Raw genomic sequence first — 20,846 nt, 5'->3', positions numbered from 1 at the left:
GGCGAAAGGGGAGAGTGGACATGGTAGTGGACCAACGCATTTTCATCGCCTTGGATTATCCGGGAGCGAATGAAGCGGAACGGCTGTTGGCGCGTTGGGCAGGCACAGCCAAGCCGGCCATCAAGGTGGGGTACCAACTGTTTTACGCGGTTGGCCCCCAGTGGGTGGCGGCCCGCAAAGAGGAAGGATATACCGTTTTTTTGGATTTGAAATTGCATGATATCCCCAACACCGTCGCCAAAGGCGTGGAATCGCTCAGCAGCTTGGGAGTTGACTTTCTCACGCTCCATGCCAGTGGCGGCCGAGCCATGATCGCGGCGGCGCGGGAGATGGCTGAGAAGAAAAGCGGCGCGGGCGGACGCATGCGTTTGCTCAGCGTGACGCAACTAACTAGCACGGATCAAGCAATAATGAATCAGGAAATCGGCATTCCCGGTACGGTGAAGGAGTCTGTGACGCACTATGCGAAGTTGGCTTACGAAGCAGGAGCAGACGGGGTGATTTGTTCGGCGCATGAGGCTGGCGACGTGAAGGCTGTAACCGGCTCTCATTTCTTGGCGGTCACGCCGGGGATTCGCCCCGCCGGAGTGAACGCAGATGACCAAAAACGGATTATGACGCCAAGCGGGGCCATCCAGCGGGGAGCGGACTACTTGGTGGTCGGGCGGGCGATCACCACGGCAGCTGACCCAAAGCGGGCTTATGAAGCAATTGTGGCAGAAATCAACCAAGGATAGGGAGAGGGTTTAGATGAGTTGGTCTTTGCAAGAAGCGATTGAACGGACAGGCGTATTGAAGCAGGGGCATTTCCTGCTTTCTTCTGGACGCCATAGCGCCCAATACATGCAATGTGCGCAACTGTTGCAATACCCTCATGACGCGGGCAAGGCAGGCGAAGCGATCGCGGAGCTGTTCCGCGACGAAGCAATAGATGTTGTAGTCGGTCCGGCTCTGGGCGGGGTGATCATCGCCCATGAAGTGGCGAGGGCACTCGGTGTGCGATGCCTGTTCACGGAACGCAAAGTGGGTGTCATGGAAATGCGGCGCGGGTTTGCGGTGAAACCAGGTGAACGCGTTTTGGTCATTGAAGATGTGGTGACAACGGGTGGGTCGGTCAAAGAAGTGATCGCCCTGCTGGAAGAAATGCAGGCGGAGGTTGTGGCGGTTGGCTCCATCGTGGACCGGACGGGCGGACACAATCCATTTGCCTGCCCGTACCACGCCCTGACAGAAATTAAGATTGAGAGCTATACACCGGAAGAATGTCCGCTCTGCCGGGAGGGCATCCCCGTGGTCAAACCGGGTAGCCGCACCCCGGCCAAAGGATGAGAGGGTGGCAAAGGAGCGGCGAGCTGTTTTTAGGCCGGCGATGACAAATCGCTGGCTTTTTTGTGTTGAAACAGCCATGTGCCCGTGTCTTTGTGCGTATCCGTGCCACGGTCGGTAAGAAGGTCGCGGGCGCAGAGGAGATGGATGATTTCCACTTGCTCCAACCCCTTTAGCAAATGGTTGATCAACTTTTGGCCAATGCGGGCTTGAGGATAGCGCTTGTCTACCACCACCTCTTTAATGTATGCACACAGGCGTCCAACCGTTACCGCCCGGGAGAAGCCGATCAGTTGCTGGTCTGCCCAGACCCCGACCGTAAGGCCTTCCTGGAGCATGAGTTCGGTCTGGGCGATGGTACGGGCATCGGCCGCGGCTTGCTGGTTGCAGAGGGACAAGATAGCGGCAGGGGAGATAGGGCGTTCATGATGAAAGGCGATTTGGATACTCATATAAATCCTCTCCTTATAAATTGATGAAATAGGGGGAAGGTAGCTCTTTCCCGGTTAAGCTCTGTTTTGTTTGTACAAACGATAGGAGTACCAGTAAATGATAGCCAAGCCAATGATAATGGCGGCAAACGGCAGGATGGATCTAAGCGGTACTGGCAAGAAGAGGCTGATGATCATGAGCAAGCCGATGAAGAATAACACCTTGCCGCCAAAACGGTGGGTGAGTCGCCAATTGTCTTCGGACGTGATGGACCACGGTGTGCGGATGCCGAAAAAAAACGTTTGTCGCACTTGCGGCAGGTAATTGCCTATCGCCATTAACAGAATGCCGATTAGCAATTGGAGTAGGAGAGGGATATTCACCGGATAACCCAAGGTGATCGCTAAGATGGATAAGAACACGGCGCACAAGATGACGGTGGAATACAAGAGCAGGATGGAATACGCTTTACTATGCATGACATAACGGTCGCGGCGTGGGTCCCAGTTGGGCAGGAAGGTGAGTAACAGATTCATGGCCAAGGGTATGAGTCCGAATAGTAGCAGCATGTTTTTTGAACCGTATTTGTCGATTTGTCCTTTGACATTCCAGTGCATGGGCACCCGGTCTGGCAACAGGTCGTAGCAGTACAGGAAGACTCCCAACGTTACAAGGGCGATGGCCCAGGATAAGATAAGATATGGTTTGTGCAAATGCTTCATGGTGTTTCATTCCCCTTTCCGCTCACATTGATGAGCCATGTGATCACATCCTGAAACACGGTAGTGTTAAGGGAATACACGATGTATTGGCCTTTCTTCTCGGACATGACCAAGTCAGCGCTTTTCAGGATGTTCAGGTGGTTGCTGATTGATGGTTTAGAGATATCGAAGTGATCTGCGATTTCTCCTGCAGTCAGATCCCCTTTTTTCAGCAAATCCAAGATTTGACGGCGGGTGGGATCTGCCAACGCTTTAAAGACGGTGTTCACTTTTCACACTCCGTTAGATAATTAGATAATTAACTAAATAACTTATGATCTAACTATATCATGAGTGGAAAAATAAAACAAGGGAGGAAGGTACCCAGTTTCTGCGCATAAATAAAGCCCCAGCCAACGTTTACGTTGGTTAGGGCTTGGCTTGCTTCATCTTGCTTTTTTCCGTTTGCAATAACTGTTTGATCGTATCTTCGTCTGGTGTGACGTAAATGGTCTGCTGTTGTTCGTAGATCACGAAGCCGGGCCGGGCGCCTGACGGTTTTTTCACATGCTTGATCAGGGTGAAGTCCACTGGCACCTGGCTAGATTCTCGCGCTTTGCTGTAGTAGGCAGCCAACATCGCCGCTTCCATCAGGGTTTCTTCGCTGACTGTTTTAGCACGGATCACCACATGGGAGCCGGGAATGTCTTTCGTATGCAACCAAGTGTCGGTCGCGCGAGCCAACTGGTGCGTCAGATAATCATTTTGCTTATTGTTTTTTCCAATCAGAATGGTGGTGCCGTCTGAGGCTTGAACGGCAAGCGGAGCCGGAACCTCTTTTTTCTTCCTCTGATTTTTTTTCGGTTGTGCTCTGAGCCAGCCTTCTTCCACCAACTCCTCACGGATCTGTTCGACGTCCCGCAGAGTTGAGTTTTCTAACTGCACCAACACTGACTCCAAGTAAGCTTTATCCTGCTTGGCTTTTTCGATTTGCTCTGCGTTCCATTTTTTAGCCGCTTTCAGCTTGTTGTATTTTTTGAAATAGCGTTGCGCGTTTTCGGCAGGGGTTAACAACGGGTCCAACGCGATGGTTGTTTCCGGCGCGCCCTCTTCATAATAGTTGGCTACGCGGACTTCCGTGTCGCCCCGCTTGATTTGATGCATGTAAGAAGTGATCAGTTCCCCGCGGATGCGCCAAATGTCCGCTTGGTCGGCTGATGCTAGTTCGTCCGTTAAAATAGTGATTTTCTTTTCGTGTTTGTCAATTTCGTTTTTCAATTTGCGGATCAAGTCGACGGTTTGTTGCCGCACTCGGTCTCGCTCCGCTTTGCCGTAAAAAAAGTGTTCCAAACATGCGCTCATCGTCGGGTAGCTTTTGGCCTCCCCTGCCACATGGGTCAACGGCCACAAAGAGAAGAAGCTCTTGTCGGACGTTTTAGTGATGGTGGGTGCATACTGGTGTCTCCTAGCTTTGTCCATCACTTCGTCAAATGCGCGCCATAACTGGTCACGGGTGGCCATCCCGGCCATGTGGATGATTTCTTTGGCGATCAAAGGACCTAAGCCGGTGAACCGGGCCACCATCTGTTTGTCCAGGCGGCCGCTATTGTAATCGAAACCGGCAATAAATGCGTCCCGGCCGATGGATAACGGATCGGCCTTGTCTTGGGCCGGTGGGGCCACATAAACTGCGCCGGGGTAGATTTGGCGATGCTGGCTGACGGCGTGGCCAACCCGTTTGATTCCGTCGATGATCGTTTGGGTGGCGGGGTCGACCAAGATGATGTTACTGTGTCTCCCCATGATCTCAATGATGAGACGCCGCGTCACTTCATCCCCTAATTCGTCGCGGGAACGGAAATCGAAGTGGATAATCCGTTCCATGCCCACTTGTTTAATCGCTTCCACAATCCCACCTTCGCTATGTTTGCGCAGAAGCATGCAGAACATCGGCGGTTCCGGAGGATTCTCCTGTGGAATGTCCGTCAACTGCACCCGCGCGTATGCGGGATGTGCGGATAAGAGCAATTTATGGTTTTGTCCTTGCGAGCGGATGTGCAGTACCAATTCCGCTTCGCCCGGTTGATAAACTTTTGTGATCCGTCCACCAATCAATCCTTGTAATTCGTGTGTAATTGCATGCGTAACCAATCCATCAAATGACATGATTCGTTCATCCTTTTCTTTTTCATACCATTCATTGTAACACAAATTGCGGGAGAGCTTGCCAGGGTAACAAGGGGATGCCGCTTTTTTGTTTCATGTTTGCGTGCTTGTCTGAATACATTGTTCAAAGAAGAGTGGACAAAGGGGGAAGAACGTTGTCAGAACGAGCTCGTTGGGTGGATTGGGAAGTCGAGCGAGTGGCCGCTCATTTCAAAGTGGATCTTACAAGCGGACTCAGCGACAAAGAGGCCAAAGAGCGGTTGAAGCAAGTCGGTCCCAACCAGCTGGCTGAAGGGGAAAAAGCCTCCTGGTTGTCGTTGTTTATCGAGCAATTTAAAGATTTCATGGTGTTGGTGCTACTGATCGCCACGCTGATCTCGGGATTGCTGGGGGAATATACGGATGCGATTGCTATCATCGCCATTGTGCTCTTGAATGCTGTATTGGGTTTTATTCAGGAGATGCGCGCGGAAAAGTCGCTCAGCGCACTGAAAAAGCTGTCCGCGCCGACAGCGAAGGTGTTGCGTGAGGGAGAATGGAAGCGGGTGGATGCTTCTCAACTGGTGCCCGGCGATGTGATCATGTTAGAGAGCGGGGACCGTATCCCAGCGGATGTCCGGTTCGCGCAAGCGGAAGGCTTGTATGTGGAAGAGTCGGCGTTGACCGGTGAATCGGTGCCGGTGACCAAGCAGTCGGCCAGCTTGCCGCGCGCCGAAGTGGCATTGGGCGACCGTAAGAACATGGGGTACATGGGCACCATGGTAGTGCGTGGGAACGGCTTAGGGATTGTTGTTCACACTGGCATGGGGACAGAAATGGGGCGGATCGCGCACCTTTTAGAAAACACCGAGGCGATGGACACGCCGCTGAAACGACGGTTGGAGCAGTTGGGTAAAGTGCTGATCGTGGTCGCTTTGCTGTTGACGGCTTTAGTTGTGTTCACGGGCATTTTGCACGGCCATGATGCGTACAAGATGTTTTTGGCAGGGGTGTCGCTGGCAGTGGCCGCTATCCCTGAAGGATTGCCAGCGATTGTCACCATTGCGCTCGCACTTGGTGTGCAACGTATGATTAAACGGCGAGCGATTGTCAGAAAGCTGCCTTCTGTCGAAACCTTGGGTTGCGCCACGGTGATTTGTTCGGACAAGACGGGGACGCTGACGCAAAACAAGATGACCGTTACCCAGTTATGGGCGGATGGCAAACGGATACAGGTAAGCGGAAGCGGGTATGTACCAGAAGGGGAATTTCAAGCCGATGGCGCCATTGTGAAAGTGGAGAAGGAGCCCGCTTTGCGGCGGTTGCTAGAAGTAGCAGCTTTATGTAATAACGCTCAGCTGATGCAAAAAACAGAGAAAAACGGCTTGCTCAAGAAGTCGGAAGCGTGGGTGGTTAACGGTGATCCCACCGAAGGGGCGCTGTTGGTTGCGGCGGCCAAGGCGGGACTCGACAAAGAGCGCCTAGCTGGGGAATGGGAAAGGATCAAAGAGCTTCCCTTTGATTCGGAACGGAAGATGATGTCAGTCATTCTGGAGAACAAAAGCAAAGGGTGCGTGGTATTTAGCAAAGGTGCCCCCGATGTATTGCTGACAAAATGTACCCATCTGTTGGAGCAGGGACGCAAAGTGCCGCTGACTGACGCCAAGCGGGAGCAGATCCTGCGCCACAATGAGGAATTGGCAAGCATGGCTTTGCGCAATTTGGGCTTTGCTTACCGGGAATTGGATAGTCGGCACACCGTCCTGAAGGAAGGGCAATACGAGCAGCAGTTGGTTTTTGTCGGCTTGGCGGGGATGATCGACCCTCCACGCGCGGAAGTGAAAGAGGCGATCAACGTTTGCCGGAAAGCGGGGATCAAAACGGTGATGATCACAGGCGACCACCAGACTACGGCGGTGGCCATCGCGCGGGAATTGGGAATCAAGCGCCCGCAGGGTTTGACACTCACCGGACAAGATCTCTACAATATGAGTGATGATGAATTTCAAAAGAAAGTAAATGACATCGATGTATATGCCCGCGTTTCGCCGGAACACAAATTGCGGATTGTGAAAGCATTGCAACAGGCGGGCCAAGTAGTGGCGATGACAGGGGATGGGGTGAACGACGCTCCGGCCATCAAATCGGCTGACATCGGTATCGCCATGGGCATAACCGGAACGGATGTCTCCAAAGAAGCTTCCTCCCTAATCCTGGCAGATGACAACTTTTCAACAATCGTGGCAGCGGTGGAGGAAGGGAGAAACATCTATGAAAACATCCGCAAATTTATCAGTTATTTGCTGGCGAGCAACGTCGGCGAGATTTTGATCATGTTTTTGGCCATGTTGGCCGGTTTACCCTTGCCGCTGGTGCCGATTCAGATCTTGTGGGTAAACTTGGTGACCGACGGCTTGCCCGCAATGGCGCTCGGTATCGACCCGGCAGAGGAAGACACAATGGTGCGTTCGCCGCGCAACAGCCGTGAAAGTGTATTTGCGCGCGGCGTGGGCTGGAAGATCGTGACGCGGGGGCTCTTGATCGGAGCGTGTTCATTGATGGCTTTTTGGGTTACTTACATGGAGACGCCGGACGATTTGGTGCGGGCGCAGACGGTCGCCTTCGCCACATTGGTGTTCGCCCAGCTGATCTATGTGTTTGATTGCCGTAGCCAAGGGACGATATTCCAACGCAATCCGCTGGACAATCTGCCGCTGGTGCTGGCGGTGTTGTCATCCGCCGTCCTGTTGTTGGTAGTGATTTATCATCCGCCGTTACAGCCCGTATTCCATACGGTTTCGCTCGGCGTGCGCGAGTGGATTTTGATTTTAGTTACATCGACGCTTCCTGTCATATTGGCGGGCATCCTTGATTTGCTCCGCCCCATGGCCAGACGAACTCAAAGAATGATGCACAGCTCTTGACCTGAGAGGAGAGACAGAATGAAGTTCACCAAGATGCATGGCTTGGGCAATGATTTCGTGGTGATTCACACGCCCTTCACCCCCGACTTCACCGAACTTGCCGCGTTGGCGCCGCGCATATGTGACCGCCACACCGGGGTGGGGGCGGATGGAATCGCCGTGTTGTACCCATCCTCTGTCGCCGACATCGCCATGAGGATTATTAACAGCGACGGTAGCATCGCCGAACAATGCGGAAATGCGATGCGATGCGTGGCCAGATATGTTTATGAGCGAATGAATGGTTTGCGGAAGCAGTTTACGATTGAGAGCAAGATCGGTGTGCAACCGGTTTGGATCGAAGCCGAAGCAGGCGTAGTTAGCCGGGTACGCATCGACATGGGACAACCGGTGTTGACGCCTCGGGAGATTCCGCTCCAGCTTCCAGGGGAATCTGCGGTTGAACAAACGCTTTCGGTTGAAGGGCGGTCGTTTGTTTATACAGCGGTCAGCATGGGCAATCCCCATATGGTGATCGCCGTGGAGGATGCTACCGCATTTCCAGTGGCAAAGTGGGGACCGTTGCTGGAGAAGCATCCGCTCTTTCCCAACAAAACCAATGTTGAATTTGTGACTTACCATTCTTCGGATGAAGCGACCATGCGGGTATGGGAACGGGGGGTAGGAATCACCCTAGCCTGCGGTTCCGGCGCTTGCGCCACCGTCGTGGCTGGTGCGCTGGCAGGGAAATGCGGGCGAAAGGTATTGGTGCACTTGCCCGCGGGGGACTTGTTTATTGAATGGTGCGAGGAAGATGATCGCGTATACATGACCGGACCAGCGTCGTTTGTATATGACGGAGTTTGGCTGGGCTGATGTCAACATGTGTAGGCACCCTTTTCTGGTGAAGAGGGTGCCTTTCGTTTTACGTTTAACTTTGGTGGAACGAATCGGACGGAGGGCCTTGCCGCCCGCTTTTCTTTTTGACGGCCCACCACGCCGCGCCAGCTAGGATAACCAAAATCAGAAGAGTGACACCCCAGGCGATGAAGTTTGGGTATCTGACGTTCAAATCGATCGGTGTTACTTCACCGGGTACGATTTGCCAAGTGAGTGTTTTGCCATCTGCGCTGACTGTTGTGGCGTTATGTGTTTGGGGTTCAATCGGCAACGTCAGGATGAAACGCAGATCAGCACCATCATTCAGCATGGGGAGGTTCAGGCCGTTCATGTCCACCTTGGTGTGCAGTTGCATCTGATGAAACCACAAGCCTTGCTGTTGCGTGAATTGCGGTGCGTCCACTTTCAGGAGGGCAATAGGTGAAATCGTTTTAAACTCGGGGCCGGGTGGATGGGCTTTTAAGTTATTCACTTCCTTGCGAGCGATCCAACCCACCTTGTCGCCCTGTTTGATCTCCGTCAGACGGTAGCCGTATTGTTCCAAGCGTTCGCGCAATTGGGCAAATTGGGAGAGCAACAAGGGGTTTGTTTCCACTTTCAGTTCATAAACTCCCGAACCGTCGGAGTGAACTGTTAGGTGAAAATGCCCATTGACGCAACCGCTCAGCGTTAGCAAAAGCAAGCAAAGGCAACTGAGCGTAAGCAGTTTTCGATGCATGAATCCACCTTCTTTCAATTGGCAATATATTAAGCGTAGCCTCACTATATCTATTCGCCAGACACACCCTAGTTTATAGCATGGATTAATGCTACATTTAGATGAGCGAGGTTCTGAAAAGCTGGAGACGGGGTAGGATAATAGACGGGGATATTATTCGATTTTTTTTATTTTTCGGTTATCTCGCAGTTGGGCGGAACACCTTCATGCCCCAAGAGCTAAGCCGTTTTGTGGGGCAACCGTGCCCAAACGGTCTTCACTCAAGGAGCGTGCGGGTGGTGTTCCAAAACAGCCGTCGGAGTTAACAGAAAGGAGCTATCATGCGATTTGATACAAAACGGGTCATGGTGATCCCGTTCACGGCAGAACGGATGAAACAGGCAATCCATGACAAGGAAAAGTTGGCTGAATCCCTTCATATTCACATTCCAGATGATTGGCCGCATCCCGATTTGGCGGAAGCATTGCCCATCGTGTATGAAAAAACACGTTTGCAATCAAACGAAATGGTTTGGAATGCGTTGGCAATTGATAGAGAGACCAACAGCTTGATCGGGGATGTGGGATTCAAAGGGGGACCGGATGCTTCGGGTGCGGTCGATATCGGCTACAGCATTGTCCCTGCCTATCAGGGACGGGGCTATGCCACGGAAATCGCCCAAGCGGCTGTAGATTGGGTGAAGCGGCAACCGGGGGTCAAACAGATCACCGCCAAGTGCGACATTGAGAACAAAGCGTCTGTGCGCGTGCTGGAGAAGTCGGGGTTTGTCCGCGTTGGACAAGACGGAATCTGGTTGAAATGGATGTGGAAAAAGGCGAAACGGAACGAGTAAGAACCTCGTTTTGGTTCATCCTAAGACAAGGCGCACCGCTAATGGGCGCCCTGCTTTCATTGGTAACGGTTTCACCAAGCTTCGCGCCGGTTTTCGCTTTTGAAATTGGAAGATGATTAGGGTAAAATGTGTGATGATTTGGCAACTGTTGTTTTAGTAAATGAAAAATGGATGGTGAAAAAATGAATCTATTATCTTTCGACTATTCCAAAGCACGTTCTTTCATACAAGAACATGAAGTTAGCCAATTGGGTCCAGCGATTCACTTGGCGCATGACATGTTACATAACAAAACGGGTGCCGGAGCTGATTTCTTGGGATGGGTTGATTTGCCACGCGATTACGACCAAGAAGAGTTTGCCCGCATCAAACGGGCGGCCGCCAAAATCCAGTCCGACTCTGACGTCCTCGTCGTCATCGGCATCGGCGGTTCTTATCTGGGAGCGCGGGCAGCGATCGAGATGTTGACCCATACATTCTACAACCAGTTGCCGAAGGGCAAACGGAAAACGCCGGAAATTTACTTTGTCGGCCATCACATCAGTTCGGTCTATGTGGCTGAGTTGCTGGAATTGTTGGAGGGCAAAGAGGTGAGTGTCAACGTCATTTCCAAATCAGGCACCACGACGGAACCCGCCATCGCTTTCCGCATCTTCCGCGAGTACTTGGAATCCCGCTACGGCAAGGAAGAAGCGCGCCGCCGCATTTACGCTACAACGGACCGCGCCAAAGGGGCATTGAAGAAATTGGCTGAGGAAGAAGGGTATGAGAGCTTTGTCATTCCCGACGATGTAGGCGGGCGCTATTCCGTCCTGACCGCGGTGGGCCTGTTGCCGATCGCAGTGGCGGGCATTGACATTGACGCCATGATGGCCGGAGCACAAGCCGGTATGCAACTGTATGGAAACGCCGATTTGGAGCAGAATGAGGCTTATCAGTATGCAGCCGTGCGGAATGCGTTGTACCGCAAGGGCAAAACCACAGAGTTGCTGGTCAATTACGAGCCATCCCTGCAATATTTCAGCGAGTGGTGGAAACAGTTGTACGGTGAGAGCGAGGGCAAAGATTACAAAGGCATCTTTCCGGCTTCGGTCAACTTCACCACGGACTTGCATTCCATGGGTCAGTACATCCAAGAAGGCCTGCGCAACATCTTTGAAACGGTCGTTTTTGTGGAAAAATCGGCCAAAACGATGGTGATCAAAGAGGAAGCAGACAATCTTGACGGCCTGAACTATTTGGCAGGTAAAGATCTTGATTTTGTTAACACCAAAGCGTTTGAGGGAACCATGTTGGCCCACACCGACGGCGGGGTGCCCAATTTGGTAGTGAAAGTGAAAGAACTTTCCCCCTTTGCGTTTGGACAGCTGGTTTACTTCTTTGAAAAGGCCTGTGGCGTGAGCGGCTATTTGCTCGGTGTGAATCCGTTTGACCAACCAGGAGTGGAAGCGTACAAGAAAAACATGTTCGCTTTGCTGGGAAAACCTGGGTTTGAAGCGGAGCGCGAAGCGTTGTTGCGCCGATTGGAGAAGTGATTTGTGAAACATGGCGGCTACCCTGCTGCCATGTTTTATTTTTGTGCGCGAGCTGGGTCTAATTGGCAAGATGGATTGGAAAGGGATTTTTTATTTTTTTGTCAAATAAAATATATGTTTTACTTGAATAAAAATATAGACAAATTTTCATTTTGCGCATAGTATGAACGTTGGTTAATAACCAATCCACATCGCGTGGAAGTCGCACTGTTAATCCAGACTGAAAGGGGGAAGCGAATGCAGACGGGAAGTTTCCAGTGGATGAAATCATTGAATAAGTCGACAATTTTGAACATGGTCCGTGTGCATGGCCCCATCTCGCGGGCGGAAATCGCGAAGTTGACCAAGTTGACGCCACCAACCGTGACCAATATTGTCAATGAACTGTTGCAAGATGGCTTGATTGTGGAAAGCAATTTGGGTGAGTCGACAGGTGGACGTAAGCCGATCATGCTCCGCATCAATGCGTCCCGATTTTATGTGATCGGCGTGTACGCCCGTTTGGGAAGGCTGGATGCCGCAGTTGCTCACCTTGATGGCAAGATGGTTCACCAGTGTGCGCAGGAATTGCCCATACAAATGGATCAATCTGCCTTCATTGAAGCGTTGCAAGCGATTGCGAAAGAGGCGTTGGCCATGGCTGGCGCAGATGGGCAACCCGTGCTCGGCATTGGAGTGGGCGTACGCGGACTCGTCAATCCTCGTTTGGGAGAGTTGGTGTTCGCACCCCATTTTAATCTGAAACACGTACCCATCAAAACGATGTTGGAAGAGACTTGCCAGTTGCCGGTGGAAGTGGAGAATGATGTGCGGGCGATGGCTTTGGCGGAAAGCTGGTTCGGCCAAGGGAAAGAACTGGACAATTTTATCACCGTCTATGCCGGAGCTGGGATTGGCTCGGGCATCATCTTGAAAAATGAATTGTACCAGGGCGTCTCATATGGGGCCGGAGAGATCGGTCACACTACGATTGACATAGGCGGCCCATTATGCTGGTGCGGCAACAAAGGGTGCCTTGAGGCGCACGCGTCTACCCCGGCTCTCGTCAAGCGGGCCCGAAATATGATGGAAGGCGGCAGAAAGAGCGTTTTGCACGAGATGGTGCAGGGGAAGTTGTCCCAATTGACTGAAGAGCACCTTTTTGCGGCGCTCAAGCAGGGAGATGAGTTGGCTAGAGAAATATTCGTTTATGCTGGGGAGTGTTTGGGAATTGGCTTGGCGAACTTGATCAACATCTTCAATCCATTACGCATCATTGTCAATGGGAGCCTGACCCGTGCAGGCGAAAACTTGATGGAGCCGCTCTCGCACACCGTAAAAAAACACGCGTTGTCCTCATCGGCGAACAATTTGTCGATCACGGTATCCGATTTGGGGAACCAGGCGGCATTAATCGGTGCATACACACAGGTGTTGCGCAAGATTTTCGCACCTGGTGCGTAGAATGTGATAAGTGGGACTAAAGGCTTGTGATGGTTGCGCCCGCAAGCAGGTTCAAATAAGCGAGGAAGGTTGTGAATATTCTTATCATCGGTGGAACCTGTATGTTGGGGAAGCCGAGACGGGTGAGCGCGAACGAGCATGGGTAATGAATTGGAAAAAAGTAATTAAAAACAAAAGATAAACAAGAGATAAAAGAAAAAATAGATTGAATCATAGGTAAAAATTATGAAATAATAAAAAGTATACTGTTTCGTATACCGAAAGAGAGTGCTTCTGAGGTACATTACATAGGTGAATCTGAATCATTTTTTCAAAAACATACTTCGGCCCGGTGGGTCAACTTAGATGGGACAATGGCTGGACGTCTTGAAATTTGCCATCTGTCACTTGCGCACGACAAGGAGGAATCAATATGGACCGGTTGGAGCAATTGATGAAAGAGCTGAGTGAAGCGAATGGTGTGCCAGGGTTTGAACGGGATGTGCGCATCAAGATGGAACACCATCTAGCTCCTTTGTCCGAAGAGATTTTGCGTGACCGGATGGGCGGGATTGTAGCCAAAAAAACGGGAGATGCCAATGGCCCCCGCATTTTGCTGGCTGGCCATTTGGATGAAATCGGTTTTATGGTGACGCAAATCACAGACAAAGGTTTCTTGCGGTTTCAACAATTGGGCGGATGGTGGTCGCACAATGTGTTAGGCCATCGCGTGACTGTTCAGTCACGCAAAGGGGATTACGTCGGCATCATCGGTTCCAAAGCGCCACATGTGTTGGGTGCGGAGGAGAAGAACCGCTTGGTTGAATTAAAAGAGATGTTTATCGACGTGGGCGCAACGAGCAAGGAAGAAGTGGAAGAGATGGGAATCCGCTTAGGCGATCCCGTTGTGCCGGTGTCTGACTTTTTTTTGATGCGCGGCGGAAAATGGTGGTGCGGCAAGGCCTTGGACAACCGAGCTGGTTGCGCTTTGGCGATTGAAGTGTTGCGGGAACTACAGGGGCAAGATCATCCCAACACGGTTTATGCCGGCGCGACCGTACAAGAAGAAGTAGGTATGCGGGGGGCCTCTGCCTTGGCTCAGTTGGTGCGTCCAGATGTGGCGTTTGCGCTGGATGTTGGCCTGGCTTATGATACACCAGGGTTTGAGAACTATCCGGCCAAAGCCGATTTGGGGGAAGGCCCGACGATGTTTTTGTTGGATCATTTTATGATCGGCCATGGCAAGTTGCGGGATTTGGTGCTTGATACTGCCGAAGAACTGGGGATTCATGTGCAGATGGACGCGCTAATGGGTGGCGGAACCGACGGCGGCAAGTTTCATCTGCACGGCATCGGTTGCCCCACGGTGGCCATCGGCTTCCCAACCCGTTATGTACACAGCCACAACTCCGTGATGGCCAGGAGAGATTTTGAACAAGCGTTGCAATTGGTCACGGCTGTGGTGAAAAAGTTGGATAACAAACGATTGGAAGAGATTTGTTATTAAACCAAAATTTAAAATAATATAAAGCGGCTTTTTTTACTAAAAGGGGTTGAAAAACCCCTTTAATTTTTTTATGATAGTAATCACATTAAGAGTTTTTTTATCCCATTTCAAAATGCCTTTTGTAAGAATTTGCATACAAAGACTTGAATTGTTTAAAAATTCAGGAGGGGAGGAAAACCCAAAGCCCGTCACGGCTTAGAGAAAAGGGGATATCCAGCTAAAAAATAGAAAAAACCACAATACCCCGCGGAATATTTTTGTAATCTTAAATTTTCACAATACATCAACAAAAGGGTTTGTTTCTGACATTTTTGTCTGGATAGAAAAATCGTAAGATTAACACTGTTTGGTAGGGAGGGAGTTTGACATGAGTTTATTGCGAACAAAGGATATTGGCGCGCTATTAAACGAGGCGCAGAGCAAAGGCAAACTGAAACGGGATTTAGGAGCTTGGGATTTGACGCTCTTGGGGATTGGCGCGATTATCGGGACGGGGATTTTTGTATTGACCGGCACCGGCGCGCTGACAGCCGGACCCGCCTTAATCCTTTCGTTTATCATCGCTGGTGTGGCCTGTGCTTTTGCGGCCTTGGCTTATGCGGAATTTGCTTCTTTGGTGCCGATTTCCGGATCGGTTTACACTTACAGTTATGCGACGTTGGGTGAATTGATCGCTTGGATCATCGGTTGGGACTTAGTGTTGGAGTATCTTTTTGCCGTGAGTTCGGTGGCTGTTGGTTGGTCAGGGTATTTTCAGTCATTGCTGGGCGGCTTCGGCATCCATCTGCCAGAGGCGTTGACTGCCGCGCCTGGTGCTAAAGAGGGTGTCACCAGCTTCTTTAACTTGCCAGCATTTTTGATCGTGATGGTAATCACATTCTTGCTTTCCCGCGGTATCTCCGAATCCAAAAAGGTAAACAACATCATGGTTGTTATCAAAGTAGCCGTGGTGCTCCTCTTCATCTTTGTCGGAGTGGGCTATGTGAAGCCAGCAAACTGGGAACCGTTTACACCGTTTGGTTTTGAAGGCGTTTTCCAAGCTGCGGCGCTGGTGTTCTTCGCTTATGTCGGTTTTGACGCTGTTGCGGCCGCTGCGGAAGAAACCCGCGACCCGAAACGGGATCTCCCGAGAGGGTTGTTGTGGTCGCTGGGGATTTGTACACTCCTTTATGTAGTTGTTACAGCCATTATGACCGGGGTCGTGCCATTTGCCCAATTCAAAGGTCATGAAGATCATCCGGTTTCGTTGGTGTTGCAAATGGCTGGACAAGATTGGGTCGCCGGTTTGATTGACTTGGGCGCGATTTTGGGGATGACCACCGTCATTTTGGTCATGCTGTATGGACAAACCCGGATTTTCTTCTCCATGTCCCGGGACGGGCTGTTGCCGAAAATGTTTTCACAGGTTCACCCCAAGTATAAAACGCCGTTTACTAGCACATGGATTTTGGGAACCATCGCTGCATTCATCGCTGCGTTGCTGCCATTGCAAAAACTGGCGGAATTGGTTAACATCGGTACATTGACCGCCTTCACGCTGGTGTCTGTCGGGGTGATCGTCCTGCGCAAGACCCAACCTGATTTGCCACGTGCCTTCCGGTGCCCGGGTGTGCCGATCATTCCGTTGATTGCGATTGGGGCTTGTCTCTTCTTGATCTCCAAGTTGGCGGTTGTTACTTGGATCGCGTTTGGTGTATGGCTGTTGATCGGATTGTTGGTGTACTTCACCTATTCCCGCAAACATTCGCTGTTGAATAACTTCTCTGCTTCAGACAAATAAGTGATATGACAGACAAAAGCATCCCCTAGGTTGGGGGATGCTTTTTTACTTGTCGGTCTTACGTTGTTTGATCTCAATGCGGCGGGGGGATGGTGCGTCATGTTTCGGCACGGTGACTGTCAGCAATCCGTGCTCGTACTCAGCCGTGATCTGATCCAGGTTGGCGGTTTCCGGCAAGGTGATCGAGCGGTGGAACGAGCTGTATCTGCGCTCAGCTTGGTGCATGTTCTCCCCTTGTGTTTGCCTAGTTTGCTTGTGTTCCCCTTTGATGATCAATGAGCGGCCGTGCGCTTCGATTTCAACTACGTTGGGGTCAATTCCAGGAAGTTCGGCTTCGATCACGAACCGATCCGTTTCTTCCTTGAAGTGGATGGCGGGCATGTACGGCATAGGGTGAGTGAGCAACGGGTTTTCAAAAAAACGCTCAAATGTGCGGTTGATTTCTTGATGCAATCGAGTGATCGGATGGTGGTTGGATGGAAGGTTTTGTCCGCTGATGCGCATAGAGTCATCTCCTTTTTCGCGTCGATTGTTTTGTGCTTAGTATGGAGCGGTACACGTCAAATATGCAAGCAAAAAGCTGCACCCTTGCCAAAAGAGTGCAGCTTTCATCTTTTTCAAGATTTGTTGCCCCATTCCGGGACGGCTTTTTTGATCTCACGCTGGGATATCCGTTTTAGAAGGGCGCATCAGCTTCAATTTGGTAAACAGCCGGATCAACCGGGTTCCCATGGGGAACATTCGCAATTCTTGTTCGGTGATCGTTTTGCTGACAATCAGCGCGATCATGTAGATCACGCCCGCGACAACGCACAGGCTGAGCGCAGCCAAGGTGTTCGTCAGTCGTGAAGCATGCTCCAAATCCATGGTGTCGCTGATGAAAAGGTAAGCACCGGTCAACGCGATTCCCATGATCAGGGTGCTGAAGCCAGGTTTGATAAATTGGCGAGTCAGCGAGAGCCTCACTCCCGTCACGCGAATGACCATCCACATGTTTAGCGCGCAGACCACCAAGTAAGCCAGCACCATGGCTAAGGCTGAACCAGCGATGCCCATGATCGGGATAAAGACGAAGTTGCCGATGACTTTGCAGACGGCGCCGATCAACAAATGGCGTACTGGCACCTTGTTGTGTCCAAGGCCTTGCAAAATGCCCGAGCTGGTCACAGCCAACGTGCTGAAGATGGCTGAGAAAGCCAAGACGGACAGCGTGACGGTTCCGGCGTCATCCTGATACATCATCACGTTGAGCGGACGCGCTAGAATTGCCAACATCACGCAGGAGGGCAAGCTGATGATCGTGGTCATTAACCACGCTTGTTGCGTCTTGTGCTCAACCGCCGCCATCTCTTGTTTGGCGACATGGGCCGAGATGGCTGGGATCAAAGCCAACGTCAGGGAGGAGGAAAAGGTAGAGATTACATTGACAAATGGCTCTCCTCGACTGTATATGCCAAACAGCGTATTGGTCATGCTGGCTGTGTTGCCTTCCGCCATCAGCAGGCGGGGGACGGTGAACGAATCGATCAGCCCGATCAAAGGCAACACCAAGGACGCAAGCGAAATCGGGATAGCGTACCGCAATATTTTTTTGGCAAGCGGAAACAGTGGTTCATGAGCACCGGTCGCATTCAGACCGGATCGTCTGGCCGCTTTCAGATCGCGGCTATTGTACCACATGACAACCACCAATCCGGCGATGGCGCCGGTCAAAGCACCGGAGGTCGCTCCCGCAGCCACCGTCTCTTGCGGCAAGTTTGCTTGGACCATCCAGTAAGTGAGACCGATGACCGTTCCCACTCGTACCACTTGCTCGACGACTTGCGAGACCCCGGTCGGCATCATTTGTTGGTGACCTTGAAAATACCCGCGGTAAACAGCCATGATCGGTACAAACACGATTGCGCACGCCAGTACCTTCAGCGAGGATTCTGTATCCGGGTTGTTCAGCATCACGTTGGCGATGAACTCAGACCCGAAGAACAAGAGAGAGAAGGCGATTAAGCCACTGATGCTCAAAATCAGCGATGCCGCCTTCAACACCCGGCGCGCCCCCGCATGATCGTCGTTGGACAAACGTTCTGCCACAAACTTGGATACGGTGATCGGAATGCCGGCTGAAGCGATCATGAGCAGAATCGTATAAAACGGAAAAGAAATACGATAGAGCCCAACTGTTTCATCACCAGCGATGTTCTGAAACGGCGCCCAGAACAAACTGCCGATGATTTTCGTGAACAATGTTGCTACACTTAAGATAACAGTTCCTTTTACCAATTTGTTTGACATGTCGTCAACATCCTTCTATTGCTTTGTCTACAATGCACTATTCTATCAGGAACGGGCGATAAATTCGACCTGCAGGAATTGAATGCATTGTTAAGAAAAGGGATGATCCCCTTGATTTTGGAGATAATTGGGATGGAAATGAGAGAAGAGAGTGTGGGGTTTAGAGATGACAACACAAGAGAAGCTGACTGCAATGAGCATGACAGGATATGGACGGGGAGAAGTGGAGACGGCTGAATGCCGCGTCACAACTGAGATTCGCTCGGTGAACCATCGCTTTTTAGATGTGGTGGTGCGACTACCGCAAGGATGGATGTCCTTAGAGGAAGATATCCGTAGACTTGTGCAATCCGTGGTGCGTCGGGGGCGGGTGGATGTCTTTGTTTCGCTGGAGGGAATTGCGCCGCCGGAGCGAAAAGTGGAGATCGATTGGCAATTCGTTGAAAGTTTTTTGGCGGCGGGAAGCGCGTTGCAACACAAATGGGGAATCGAACCTCAATTGACATTGGCTGACCTGATACATAAACCGGAATTCTGGATAATTGAAGAGGTTAAGCGGGAAGTGGAGGAATACAAGGAAATTTGCCTCAAGGCCGTGGAACAGGCGTGCATCCGCTTGAAAGAAATGCGCATGCAGGAGGGATTGCGGCTGGCGGAAGATGTGTCCGCAAGACTGGCAGAGCTATTGGAAATAGTCCGGCGGATTGAAGCCGAAGTGCCGCAGATCAAAACGCATGTTGAGTCCCGGTTGATGGCGCGGTTGTCAGAAATGCTGGCCGATGTGGATACCCCTCCGGAACGGGTGGTGGCAGAGGTGGCGATCTGGGTGGACAAAGCTGACATCACTGAGGAACTGACCCGCCTCAAAAGCCACGCTGAACAATTTCAAGCGGCCTTAAAACAACCGGAGCCCGTGGGCAGGCGTCTTGATTTTCTGGTGCAGGAGATGAACCGCGAAGTTAATACGATCGGATCCAAAGCCAATCTCCACACCATTAGCGCTTTCGTGGTTGATTGCAAGAGCGTTCTTGAAAAAATGAAAGAACAGGTGCAAAATATGGAGTAAAACATTGATTCTCGCCAAAAAAGTGTCTAAAATAGCGTAGTAGGATCAAGAGATGCATGCGAGAAGATAGCAACCCCATTTGACAAATATGAGACAATGGGCGAGGAGGTACTCACGCTTGGGGATCAAATTAATCAATATCGGTTTCGGAAACATCGTTTCAGCGAATCGCATCGTTTCGATTGTGAGCCCCGATTCTGCGCCGATTAAGCGCATCATTCAAGAAGCGCGCGAACGCGGGGTGCTCATCGACGCAACCTATGGCCGGCGCACACGGGCGGTCATCATTACCGACAGTGACCATGTGATCCTGTCAGCCGTTCAGCCGGAGACGGTGGCGCACCGGTTGGCAAGCAAAGAACAACACGAAGAGATCGTAGAGTAGGAAGGACTAGCTATGAGAGCCAATTATCAAAAAGAAGGACTATTGCTTGTAGTTTCAGGTCCATCCGGTGTGGGGAAAGGAACGGTTTGCGCGGCGTTGCGCAAACGGATGCCCGAGCTTACGTATTCCGTATCGGCTACAACCCGGGCGCCGCGTGAAGGGGAAGTGGACGGAGTCAATTATTTTTTCAAGACCGTGCCCGAATTCCAAAACATGATTGAACAAGATGAATTGATCGAGTGGGCCCAGTATGTTGGCAATTATTACGGAACCCCGCGCCGGGTGGTGGAAGAGACGCTGGCTTCTGGCCGCGATATCCTGTTGGAAATTGAAGTGCAGGGTGCCCTGCAAGTGAAGGAGAAATTTCCACAAGGCATCTTCATCTTTCTCGTTCCTCCCACCTTCGAAGATCTGCGCAAGCGGATTGAGGGGCGAGGGTCCGAGACGGAAACTTCTTTAAACAGCCGCTTGCATGCCGCGAGCGATGAATTGAAACAAATTGAACACTATGATTATGTGGTCATTAACGACAAAGTGGAAAAAGCGTGTGAACGGATTCAGAGCATCATCCTCGCCGAACACTGTCGGAAAGACCGACTGGTCATTAGTGAATAGATGGGAGGGAAATCGATTGCTGTATCCATCTATTGACCTGTTGATGACAAAAGCGGACAGCAAGTACTCGTTGGTTGTTGTCGCTTCCAAGCGGGCGCGTCAATTGTTGGACGGCCAAGAACCGCAATTGCAGCCGCGTTCCAAAAAGTACGTGGGCGCCGCTTTGGAAGAGATCGCTGCGGATTTGCTTGTTCCAACCAACCGCACACCAAACAAATAACTGTTGAAAGACGGGGACGTTTCCAGACGATGCTAGTTGGAGGCGTCCCCCTGCTTCCGTTTCGAGAGT

Annotated in this window: 20 protein-coding genes; 13 read left to right on the top strand and 7 right to left on the bottom strand. The window is 51.3% G+C overall.

Translation table 11 applies throughout. From position 1 onward, the window contains the following. The first annotated feature begins 20 nt into the window (after positions 1–20). Together pyrF and pyrE are read left to right on the top strand one after the other, a co-directional pair. Positions 21–737, top strand: coding sequence for an orotidine-5'-phosphate decarboxylase (pyrF, locus tag CLV36_RS00190; protein WP_106341356.1), 717 nt, complete (start codon positions 21–23; stop codon positions 735–737). Between the two features lie 13 nt (positions 738–750). Next, positions 751–1,329, top strand: coding sequence for an orotate phosphoribosyltransferase (pyrE, locus tag CLV36_RS00185; RefSeq protein WP_106341355.1), 579 nt, complete (start codon positions 751–753; stop codon positions 1,327–1,329). A gap of 29 nt (positions 1,330–1,358) precedes the next feature. Here pyrE and CLV36_RS00180 read toward each other — a convergent pair whose 3' ends face one another. From CLV36_RS00180 to CLV36_RS00165, 4 genes are all read right to left on the bottom strand, one after another. After that, a complete protein-coding gene (locus CLV36_RS00180) occupies positions 1,359–1,778 on the bottom strand; it encodes a GNAT family N-acetyltransferase (RefSeq protein ID WP_106341354.1) in 420 nt (139 codons plus the stop codon). Between the two features lie 54 nt (positions 1,779–1,832). Beyond that, the gene (locus CLV36_RS00175; RefSeq protein WP_106341353.1) at positions 1,833–2,480 is read right to left on the bottom strand and encodes an SdpI family protein; all 648 of its coding nucleotides are present in this window, start codon (positions 2,478–2,480) and stop codon (positions 1,833–1,835) included. Next, complete coding sequence (locus CLV36_RS00170) at positions 2,477–2,749, bottom strand: autorepressor SdpR family transcription factor (RefSeq protein ID WP_022736425.1); 273 nt, start codon at positions 2,747–2,749, stop codon at positions 2,477–2,479. Before CLV36_RS00170 ends, CLV36_RS00175 begins: the two co-directional genes overlap by 4 nt. Positions 2,750–2,888: 139 nt before the next feature. Continuing rightward, positions 2,889–4,625, bottom strand: a complete 1,737-nt coding sequence (locus CLV36_RS00165; protein WP_106341352.1) for an Rqc2 family fibronectin-binding protein — start codon at positions 4,623–4,625, stop codon at positions 2,889–2,891. A gap of 95 nt (positions 4,626–4,720) precedes the next feature. On the opposite strand from CLV36_RS00165, the gene CLV36_RS00160 reads away from it, so the two are divergent. Both CLV36_RS00160 and dapF read left to right on the top strand, forming a co-directional pair. Next, positions 4,721–7,528, top strand: coding sequence for a calcium-translocating P-type ATPase, SERCA-type (locus CLV36_RS00160; RefSeq protein ID WP_106341665.1), 2,808 nt, complete (start codon positions 4,721–4,723; stop codon positions 7,526–7,528). A gap of 18 nt (positions 7,529–7,546) precedes the next feature. After that, a complete protein-coding gene (gene dapF / locus CLV36_RS00155; protein ID WP_102992837.1) occupies positions 7,547–8,383 on the top strand; it encodes a diaminopimelate epimerase in 837 nt (278 codons plus the stop codon). A gap of 55 nt (positions 8,384–8,438) precedes the next feature. On the opposite strand, the gene CLV36_RS00150 is transcribed toward dapF, so the two are convergent. Next, positions 8,439–9,125 carry a DUF3153 domain-containing protein gene (locus tag CLV36_RS00150; protein ID WP_106341351.1) on the bottom strand — a complete coding sequence of 229 codons (687 nt, stop codon included), beginning with the start codon at positions 9,123–9,125 and terminating at the stop codon, positions 8,439–8,441. A 320-nt stretch (positions 9,126–9,445) separates the two neighbouring features. On the opposite strand from CLV36_RS00150, the gene CLV36_RS00145 reads away from it, so the two are divergent. From CLV36_RS00145 to bcaP, 5 genes are all read left to right on the top strand, one after another. After that, positions 9,446–9,958 carry a GNAT family N-acetyltransferase gene (locus CLV36_RS00145; RefSeq protein ID WP_106341350.1) on the top strand — a complete coding sequence of 171 codons (513 nt, stop codon included), beginning with the start codon at positions 9,446–9,448 and terminating at the stop codon, positions 9,956–9,958. A 182-nt stretch (positions 9,959–10,140) separates the two neighbouring features. Next, positions 10,141–11,493, top strand: a complete 1,353-nt coding sequence (locus CLV36_RS00140; protein ID WP_106341349.1) for a glucose-6-phosphate isomerase — start codon at positions 10,141–10,143, stop codon at positions 11,491–11,493. Positions 11,494–11,730: 237 nt separating this feature from the next. Then, the gene (locus CLV36_RS00135) at positions 11,731–12,936 is read left to right on the top strand and encodes an ROK family transcriptional regulator (protein ID WP_106341348.1); all 1,206 of its coding nucleotides are present in this window, start codon (positions 11,731–11,733) and stop codon (positions 12,934–12,936) included. Between the two features lie 412 nt (positions 12,937–13,348). Next, complete coding sequence (locus tag CLV36_RS00130; RefSeq protein ID WP_102992832.1) at positions 13,349–14,422, top strand: M42 family metallopeptidase; 1,074 nt, start codon at positions 13,349–13,351, stop codon at positions 14,420–14,422. 367 nt (positions 14,423–14,789) lie between these two features. Beyond that, positions 14,790–16,202 carry a branched-chain amino acid transporter BcaP gene (gene bcaP / locus CLV36_RS00125; protein WP_106341347.1) on the top strand — a complete coding sequence of 471 codons (1,413 nt, stop codon included), beginning with the start codon at positions 14,790–14,792 and terminating at the stop codon, positions 16,200–16,202. Positions 16,203–16,247: 45 nt separating this feature from the next. On the opposite strand, the gene CLV36_RS00120 is transcribed toward bcaP, so the two are convergent. Beyond that, the gene (locus CLV36_RS00120) at positions 16,248–16,706 is read right to left on the bottom strand and encodes an Hsp20/alpha crystallin family protein (protein WP_106341346.1); all 459 of its coding nucleotides are present in this window, start codon (positions 16,704–16,706) and stop codon (positions 16,248–16,250) included. Between the two features lie 153 nt (positions 16,707–16,859). Next, positions 16,860–18,491: a putative polysaccharide biosynthesis protein gene (locus CLV36_RS00115; protein ID WP_106341345.1), complete on the bottom strand. Its 1,632-nt coding sequence runs from the start codon at positions 18,489–18,491 to the stop codon at positions 16,860–16,862. A 166-nt stretch (positions 18,492–18,657) separates the two neighbouring features. On the opposite strand from CLV36_RS00115, the gene CLV36_RS00110 reads away from it, so the two are divergent. The 4 genes from CLV36_RS00110 (at position 18,658) to rpoZ (ending at position 20,777) form a co-directional block, all read left to right on the top strand. Then, entirely contained in the window at positions 18,658–19,557 is a 900-nt protein-coding gene (locus CLV36_RS00110; RefSeq protein ID WP_102992828.1) for a YicC/YloC family endoribonuclease, read from the top strand. 118 nt (positions 19,558–19,675) lie between these two features. Then, positions 19,676–19,942, top strand: coding sequence for an extracellular matrix/biofilm regulator RemA (remA, locus tag CLV36_RS00105; RefSeq protein WP_029071822.1), 267 nt, complete (start codon positions 19,676–19,678; stop codon positions 19,940–19,942). 12 nt (positions 19,943–19,954) lie between these two features. Next, entirely contained in the window at positions 19,955–20,557 is a 603-nt protein-coding gene (gene gmk, locus CLV36_RS00100) for a guanylate kinase (RefSeq protein ID WP_102992827.1), read from the top strand. 16 nt (positions 20,558–20,573) lie between these two features. Beyond that, entirely contained in the window at positions 20,574–20,777 is a 204-nt protein-coding gene (gene rpoZ, locus CLV36_RS00095) for a DNA-directed RNA polymerase subunit omega (protein ID WP_106341343.1), read from the top strand. Positions 20,778–20,846 lie beyond the last annotated feature (69 nt).

The organism is Laceyella sediminis (assembly GCF_003003125.1).
Lineage (GTDB): Bacteria > Bacillota > Bacilli > Thermoactinomycetales > Thermoactinomycetaceae > Laceyella > Laceyella tengchongensis.
This window is presented reverse-complemented; position numbering and strand designations above follow the sequence as displayed.